This is a genomic window from Nostoc sp. WHI (assembly GCF_015714725.1).
Taxonomy (GTDB): Bacteria; Cyanobacteriota; Cyanobacteriia; order Cyanobacteriales; family Nostocaceae; genus Nostoc.
On sequence record NZ_WBKM01000094.1, the window covers coordinates 1 to 6,609 of the forward strand.

Annotated in this window: 9 protein-coding genes and 1 pseudogene; 6 read left to right on the forward strand and 4 right to left on the reverse strand. The window is 43.4% G+C overall.

From position 1 onward, the window contains the following. Window positions 1–248 (reverse strand): DUF6444 domain-containing protein (locus tag F8S12_RS09080; RefSeq protein ID WP_196515975.1); only part of this gene is annotated, 248 nt, incomplete at its 3' end. Between the two features lie 178 nt (window positions 249–426). Here F8S12_RS09080 and F8S12_RS09085 point away from each other — a divergent pair. Together F8S12_RS09085 and F8S12_RS09090 are read left to right on the forward strand one after the other, a co-directional pair. After that, window positions 427–972 (forward strand): hypothetical protein, encoded by a 546-nt coding sequence (locus F8S12_RS09085; RefSeq protein WP_196515976.1) that lies wholly within the window; start codon window positions 427–429, stop codon window positions 970–972. Between the two features lie 77 nt (window positions 973–1,049). Next, complete coding sequence (locus F8S12_RS09090) at window positions 1,050–2,810, forward strand: hypothetical protein (RefSeq protein WP_230967899.1); 1,761 nt, start codon at window positions 1,050–1,052, stop codon at window positions 2,808–2,810. A 276-nt stretch (window positions 2,811–3,086) separates the two neighbouring features. On the opposite strand, the gene F8S12_RS09095 is transcribed toward F8S12_RS09090, so the two are convergent. Both F8S12_RS09095 and F8S12_RS09100 read right to left on the reverse strand, forming a co-directional pair. Continuing rightward, on the reverse strand, window positions 3,087–3,452 hold the full coding sequence (locus tag F8S12_RS09095; RefSeq protein ID WP_196515977.1) for a retroviral-like aspartic protease family protein: 366 nt from the start codon (window positions 3,450–3,452) through the stop codon (window positions 3,087–3,089). Next, entirely contained in the window at window positions 3,449–3,766 is a 318-nt protein-coding gene (locus F8S12_RS09100; protein ID WP_196515978.1) for a hypothetical protein, read from the reverse strand. Before F8S12_RS09100 ends, F8S12_RS09095 begins: the two co-directional genes overlap by 4 nt. 185 nt (window positions 3,767–3,951) lie before the next feature. Between F8S12_RS09100 and F8S12_RS41975 the strand changes: the two genes are divergently transcribed. Next, on the forward strand, window positions 3,952–4,098 hold the full coding sequence (locus F8S12_RS41975) for a hypothetical protein (RefSeq protein ID WP_331001374.1): 147 nt from the start codon (window positions 3,952–3,954) through the stop codon (window positions 4,096–4,098). Window positions 4,099–4,198: 100 nt separating this feature from the next. Further along, window positions 4,199–4,588 (forward strand): hypothetical protein, encoded by a 390-nt coding sequence (locus tag F8S12_RS41980; protein ID WP_331001375.1) that lies wholly within the window; start codon window positions 4,199–4,201, stop codon window positions 4,586–4,588. A 143-nt stretch (window positions 4,589–4,731) separates the two neighbouring features. On the opposite strand, the gene F8S12_RS09110 is transcribed toward F8S12_RS41980, so the two are convergent. Next, window positions 4,732–5,721: a zinc-dependent alcohol dehydrogenase family protein gene (locus tag F8S12_RS09110; protein ID WP_196515979.1), complete on the reverse strand. Its 990-nt coding sequence runs from the start codon at window positions 5,719–5,721 to the stop codon at window positions 4,732–4,734. Window positions 5,722–5,883: 162 nt separating this feature from the next. Between F8S12_RS09110 and F8S12_RS09115 the strand changes: the two genes are divergently transcribed. Together F8S12_RS09115 and F8S12_RS09120 are read left to right on the forward strand one after the other, a co-directional pair. Then, window positions 5,884–6,183: a winged helix-turn-helix transcriptional regulator gene (locus F8S12_RS09115; RefSeq protein WP_196515980.1), complete on the forward strand. Its 300-nt coding sequence runs from the start codon at window positions 5,884–5,886 to the stop codon at window positions 6,181–6,183. Beyond that, window positions 6,179–6,609: pseudogene (locus tag F8S12_RS09120) on the forward strand (ISLre2-like element ISCst1 family transposase); the annotation flags it as partial. The gene F8S12_RS09115 and the pseudogene F8S12_RS09120, both read left to right, overlap by 5 nt.

Here is a 6,609-nt window from a genome sequence, read left to right on the forward strand (position 1 = left end):
CTCTTGTTTTTTTCTGGTTTTTTTTCCGCATGAGGTGGATCTGACGATGGGGGAATGCTGGAATTTTTTGATGTGCAATTGATTTTTTCTAATAACTCTTGATATTTGACCTCAAGTTCCGCCAGCCTTTTTTCTGATTGCTTTATATGCTGCCCCATTTTCTCCACCAGTTGTTTGATGCTGGCTGGAGTCTTTTCCCAATCTGAGTCGGAAATTTCAATTCCGTAGGCGAGGCAGTTTTCATCCATGCCTCTTAATCTACCACCTCAGTAACCCATTTTTGACTGTAGCGTTTCTTATCCTGTGAACGGTTACCCAGCGTCTAGTGTTTCGGCAACAGGAACAGTTCGCGGTTGGGGTGCAATGTTGGGTAACTTGTGGAACAAGTTGGGCGACAGATAACTATTAGTTGAAAGGATTTGGCTGATGCTAGTAAGGAAACGAAATGAAGATCCTCATAGCGTCAGCCCTTTTTCATTTGAAGGGCTGGCACAGACTCCACAACAACAGAAAATTGAGCAACCATCACAACCGCAACCATTACCAGAAAATAACAGAGGTAAAACATTTAGACGTGCTGGCAATGCTTGTGAAATTGTTGCTGGCAGTTGTTTAAATTCGGCAGTGATTTTCACCTTTCATTTATTGCAAGTTCACCCTGTTGGAATGTTCCTAGCTGTGGGGACTGCACACCTGTACTTTACTGCCACTGCAACAGGTGAAGGGTTTAACAATTTCGTCACTAATTTAATGACTGGTTGCAGTGCATCACTGGCGTTATTGTGTGCGCTCTCTGACCCGTTGGGTGAGTGGAATGAAGCGAGAACTTCTACTGATACAGCTAATACTTCAATTGAAAAGATGTATCAGCCCAAAACTGCGGATTATTCAAGTTGGGGCAGTGGTGCAGGAGTGGCGATAGTCATAGCGATATTAATGATTTTTCTATTTGGTGGTAGTCAGAGGAAATGAATTATTTAACCGACAAACATAAAACTTTATCCGAGTCATAACAATCGGGTTTAATGTTGTGGTTTGGTCGCTTATCAATGGACAAGAAAGCTGTTGCAATTGGGCTGAGTCTGACTGTGGGTATTGGCTCGGCGGCGATGGCGTGGCAGGGAACAAGTAGCGATCGCATTTACTTTTGTCTGAAAACGCCACAAAAAACATTGACCTGCTCAGACAAGAATGGACGACCTTTCAGGATGACCCCATTTTATTGGTCACAGTGGAAGAGTGATGGAATGCCGCGCCAAGTAGTACGTGACCCAGCAACCGGAGTTAATGGGCTGGTGAAAGCTACCAACCCATACAAGCCTTTTTGGGCGTTTGGCGGATTCCTGGGGTTTGCGCTTGCGGGGTGGATGTTGCGCCACTGCCAGGATGAAGAGAAGCAGAGGGCAGTTTTTGAAGACATCGCCCAAAAGCGGGATGCTGCAAGAGCAGAGATGGCCGCACGTTCCGAGCTACTAGAGAGTTACCGAGATGTTGCGATCGCAGAAGTCCAACTACAAGCCGACTTGGATCTAATCGCCAACGATCGCACTGTGGATATCCAAAAAGCAGAGATTTACGCCCACACTGAAATTGAAGTTACGCAGATGGAGGCAACTGACGCAATCTTTGAAGCGCAAACGGCGGGGATGACCGAGCAACAGAAGGCAGAGTATATTTTGCAACTACGTGAGATGAAAACGCCTTATCTACAAGGTAGCCAGACTTTACAGGGGACGATTGACCCCTCAGACAAGGTTACTGGGGCAGACAACCAAGCGATTGCAGAAGTTGACAAATATAAATGGATTAACAACACCATCGGCTACCCCACTTTGATATTTGGTGGCATGGGTGCGGGAAAGTCCTGGACTACCAGAGAAATTATCTGGAAAAAAGTACAAGCTGGCTGGAACATTGTTGCCCTCGACCCGCACGGAACAGAGGTTGAGTGGCGAGGTGTGAGGCTGATTACTGGCTACAAAGAAATAGCGGACTTTATGCAGTGGTACATGGATGAAATGCGCCAACGCTATGAAGATTACCGCAAGAGTGGATTGACTGAGGAGCAGTGGACAGAACGGTTAAGAAATAGCGGCAAGATGCTATCAGTTATCTGTGAGGAATTCACCACCTGGACAGATAACATAGTTGAGCCAATGCCAAATGATTGTGATGAAGATAAATGGAAACCAGATCCAGATTTTATTGGTAAATGGTTTCGCTGTGCCATGACTGAATCTCGCAAACAATTAATGATTCCTTTGTTCGTAGCTCACGACCGCACAATGGAAATCTTAGCTAAAGCCAAAGGACTATCAAAACTTCGAGATGCGGCACTGTTAGAAGTTGAACTAATCGCAACTATTGACCCTATTACCATAGAAGCTAAAGCTAGCGGTCAGGGCAAGATTAAATTACCTGGGCATGGACAATGGATTGATATTGAACTGCCTAAACTCGACCACAAGCGAATTGATTTTCGGCTTGATAAACCTTTGACCAGTGATGAACCGCCAACCATCGATAAAGCCACTTTAGAGCGGATCTATGAACTGGAATTCAATCTCAACAGTCAGGTAGAGAATACCCCACCTGAACAGAATAAACTTTCACCTATGGCGAAAAAATTACTCGATTTTCTCATCAGAACTGAGCGCATTGAAGCTGATGTGAGGGAGTTTAAGGGCAACTTTAAAGTACAGGGTGAGAGATTCATTGTTGAGCAAATCAAAGGCTGGATGTATGAAATTGTGGGGGCAGGATTGGCAGACTGGATAGCCGAGGGTGTTATCAAGCTCAATCAAATTTAGCCGCTTTGGTGTCCGCGTGTCTGCTCCCCAAAACCCCTTTTTTTGCGGACATCGGACACCAGATACCACAGACACTAAACCCTAAAAGCCTTATACAGTATCGACACGTTCAGACATTAGAGCAGACACACAGCGGACACGTTTTGACACCAGATGTCTGTCACGTGTCCGTTGTGTGTCTACCAGACACTAATAACAAATCTGCCAACAAATAGACAATTGATAAATTTTTAAAAATCTTGAGGGATTTTTCTCTCTTTTTATCGATCATCGTAGTTATCCCAACGTCAATTCACCCGACTGTATATCAACGACTAACCGACGATTTGTTAACCATTGACGACCGAGTAAAACTTCTGTTAAATCTTTGCCAACATGTACAGGTATGTCAAACTCTTGACCATCAAATAGTACTTGACCAACATAGATTTCAAATTTTACATCTCCCCGTGCAGTTCGCATTGTTTGCTCTCGTAAACGCTCCCAACCAAGTGCATCTACATCTTGGTCATTAATCGCTAACCAATACGAAAAACCTGTATCAAACATCGCCTCAACAGGTAATTCTAATCCATCTGATGTTATTAAATTAATTTCAAAAAGTAGTGCATCCTCATCACCTAAAAAACCGGAAATCGTCATATCGTGCCGCAAGCCCCAGACTCATTAATCCGAAAAGTATAGTGTATTTTGCCTGGATGCTGTTCGCGACACTGTAATGAAACTACTTCTAAATCTTTATCAACAAAATATTCTCCACTATCCGGTTCAACTGCAACAAACCAGTTATAGTGAGTTTCAATTAATTCTGATTTGACTCGCTCAAAAATAGGTTTACAACGTTGGTAAAAAGCCTCGCGTTCGCCTTCACGTCGTGCTTTTTGTTCCTCATTCCACTGGATTTTGGGGAATATTCGTCCCCTGCGTGCGGTACGAGCGGGTTTGGTTTCAGTCATGGCTGATTATATTCTGATCGCGATACTTATATTTTCCCTCATCCACACCCTAGTGACGATAATCTCAGCCCTCCTTAGCAACCGCAAACATTATTCAAGTATTTTAATATAATTTATACTCAGTAAATACTAATGGCACGCCAAGCCTTCTACAATCAGCCATTTGATATCACTTTTGATATCAAATGGCTGACCAAAAAACATCACCAAGCGAAATGATTCGCGTACCTACCGCACTAATTCCAGTAGTTAGAGAACTATCTCGACTGCACCGACAGGGGCATACAACGCAAATGCTACAAGAAGAAAGAGGAATTAGTTGCCACCTTTGATAGCAAAAATGATATCGATATTGCTCCAAGCAGTAAATCGGTCAAACAGCTAGAAGAAAGGTTATCTCAACTGGAATCCTGCCTTGCGGATAGAGACGAATTGCTTTCAAAAAAATTAGAAGCGATTGGGCGATCGCTCGAACAACTATCGCGCAACGCATCTGTTACAAATAGAAGCAACAACTATACGCCACGTCGGTCAAATTCCTACTACCCGCACCATCAACCAACCGTTGAATTGGAACCATTCCCACACGATAACTTAGCCCAACGTTTGGGACTAACCCCAGCAAAGAAAGCTTGCAGAACGGGAAAAACTCAGCACCAAGGAATTTATCAGCTATACCCGCAACCGAGACCCGCGTTCGTTTGGGTGGGAATATCGCTCAGATGGCCTCTACCACCCCAAAAAGCAATAATAAAAATATTTTTTCGCGCTTTCAACGGTTTTAAACCAATTGAAACCAAAATCATAACGATCGCGGATTAAATTCGATGAAAAAAGCCTCGCGTTCGCGGGTACTGTCCGTGAAAAAATATTGTATTGTGGTTGTGAGAATGCTTATTTTCTACTGTGTTCGGTATGATAGGCACAAATTGTCTTGTGCACATAACAGACATTAGGGATTTAGATTACTGCTCCAAGGTGACTTTACCGATTGCCTGACCGGACTCAGCATGGTAGTGCGCTTCTGCAACCTCAGAGAAGCTGAATGATTTTGAATCAAGTAAAGGACGGACTTTTCCTTTATCAACAAGTTGGGCAAGTTTGAACAGGATCTCACCGTGATGCGCCCGACCAATTTCATGCAGCATTGGGATTAGCATAAAGACAAGGTGTAGTGTTAGCCCTTTGACGTGTAGAAGACTGAGATCCTGAGTTGATAAGGACACAGTTGAAACTACAGTTCCATTCAGGGCTGCGGCTTTGAAGGCGGTCTGGAGATTGTCGTTACCCACTGTGTCAAAAACCACATCAAAACCTTTACCACCCGTATACTCCGCCACATATTCTTCAACTGTTTGTTTGCGGTAATTAATAGCAACATCAGCCCCAAGCTCACGGGTGATCGCCATCTTCTCCTCGCTAGAGGCAGTTGCAAATACTTTCGCTCCTGCCCACTTAGCAAGCTGGATGCCAATGTGACCCACACCACCTGTTGCACCGTAGACAAGAACATTTTGTCCAGCCCCGACCTTAGCACGATCAATCAAACCTTCCCAAGCTGTGATAGACACAAGGGGCAGTGCCGCCGCTTGTCGCATACTAAGTGACAATGGTTTTCTTGCAACCAACGCGGCATCAGCAAGCATGAATTCAGCGAGTGCTCCGCCTAGTCCCTTTATTCCACCCGCACAAGCGTAAACTTCATCATCAAGCTTGAAGGTATCGACTCCTTCGCCAACTGCTTCAATTACTCCTGCTACATCTCCATGCAAGACTGCTGGAAAGTCGGGGGAAATACCCTTCACCGCTCCTTCGCGAATTTTAAAATCCACCGGGTTGACACTTGTTGCGGCAACTCGAATCAGGACATGACCGGGAGGCAACCCTGGTTGTGGTAAATCTACTGCTTTGAATACACTTGGCTCTCCAAACTGTTCGATTACGTATGCCTTCATAATTTTTCTCTACTAGAAGAACGTGGTGTGTTTTTGTCTAGCTTGTGGCATTCACAACAATCACACTACTTCTTAAGTACCACAACTGTTTTCTTTTTGAAAGTATTAACTTGTAAGTGCTACACTTACTAAAAGGTAAGTAATGCTCTAAAAGATAGCCTAATGGTGAGTCCCATTCCAAAGCAGAACCTTAGTTCTAATCCAAGTTTCCAAGCCCAACGGGCACTTGAACGCATTGCTAAGATAGATATTTTTGACAAAGGCTGTGAGGGACATCAGGCACTTGAACGCATTGCTAGCAAGTGGACGGTATTGATCATCTATACATTGACACAAGGCACGAAGCGTTACAGCGACTTACAGGGGCAGATTCGCGGTGTGTCTCCTAAGATGCTAATTCAGAATCTTCGCCACCTGGAAAGATGTGGACTTGTCAAACGCTCGGTTTACCCTGTATATTAGCCTTAAACGAATTGAACGATTGACATATAAATTTGGTCAAATCGGCATTGATTTACGTCAAACTAAAATATCTAATTTGCAACAAGGTAAATTACCTGATGGAAATATACTTAAAGACCAGAGAGTTGTAATTGCTGTAGATGGTGGCAGGAGTAGAATTAGGATTAATAAAAAAGGTAGAAAAAATCCCAAAACAAACAAGCATGGCTTTATAGGGGAATGGGTTGAGCCAAAATTATTAACAATTTATGTGGTTGATGAACAGGGTAAAAAAGTTAAAAATGACGAAATAAAGATTGTAAATGATGGCACTTATGAAGACTATAAAGGCTTTTTACCAATTTTAGAAATGCATCTGATTAGTTTGGGAATTAGTCAAGCAAAACAAGTTTTATTAATTGCTGACGGTGCTGAATGGATTTGGAA

What these genes read in the sequence shown, in the direction of transcription:
- F8S12_RS09085 (WP_196515976.1), top strand. Translation starts at nt 427, where the DNA reads ATGCTAGTAAGGAAACGAAATGAAGATCCTCATAGCGTCAGCCCTTTT.
- F8S12_RS09090 (WP_230967899.1), top strand. Translation starts at nt 1,050, where the DNA reads ATGGACAAGAAAGCTGTTGCAATTGGGCTGAGTCTGACTGTGGGTATT.
- F8S12_RS09095 (WP_196515977.1), bottom strand. Translation starts at nt 3,452, where the DNA reads ATGACGATTTCCGGTTTTTTAGGTGATGAGGATGCACTACTTTTTGAA.
- F8S12_RS09100 (WP_196515978.1), bottom strand. Translation starts at nt 3,766, where the DNA reads ATGACTGAAACCAAACCCGCTCGTACCGCACGCAGGGGACGAATATTC.
- F8S12_RS41975 (WP_331001374.1), top strand. Translation starts at nt 3,952, where the DNA reads ATGGCTGACCAAAAAACATCACCAAGCGAAATGATTCGCGTACCTACC.
- F8S12_RS09110 (WP_196515979.1), bottom strand. Translation starts at nt 5,721, where the DNA reads ATGAAGGCATACGTAATCGAACAGTTTGGAGAGCCAAGTGTATTCAAA.
- F8S12_RS09115 (WP_196515980.1), top strand. Translation starts at nt 5,884, where the DNA reads ATGGTGAGTCCCATTCCAAAGCAGAACCTTAGTTCTAATCCAAGTTTC.